At 68.5% G+C, this 298-nt stretch carries 1 protein-coding gene; it reads right to left on the bottom strand.

Features of this window, described 5'->3' with window-relative positions:
• On the bottom strand, positions 1-249 hold a 249-nt coding region (locus tag B4F19_RS06865; RefSeq protein WP_422662291.1), incomplete at its 3' end, for a DUF7581 domain-containing protein.
• Positions 250-298: the final 49 nt, after the last annotated feature.

Below are 298 nucleotides of genomic sequence, written 5' to 3'. Positions count from 1 at the left end.
CGTATCGCGGGCGATGCGGGCCTCGACGACCTTCAGATCGTCGTCGAGGCGACGCTGCTCGGCGCGGACGTCATCGACGGTCCCCCGCGCCCGAACGAGGTCTTGATTCAGCTCGGTGCGCGCCTGCATCAGCTCAGAGATCCGCGCGGCCTGTTCGGGTGAACGCGCCGCTGCGGCGGCACTCCGGATGCGGGCGTCCAAGGCAGCGACCTCGAGAAGACGCCGCTGGTCGTCGGGACTCGCATTCATGTGGGCCCTGCCGGGATCGAACCGACGACATCCACGGTGTAAACGTGGC

It is taken from the genome of Microbacterium sp. UBA1097, from assembly GCF_002313585.1.
GTDB lineage: Bacteria > Actinomycetota > Actinomycetes > Actinomycetales > Microbacteriaceae > Microbacterium.
This window is presented reverse-complemented; position numbering and strand designations above follow the sequence as displayed.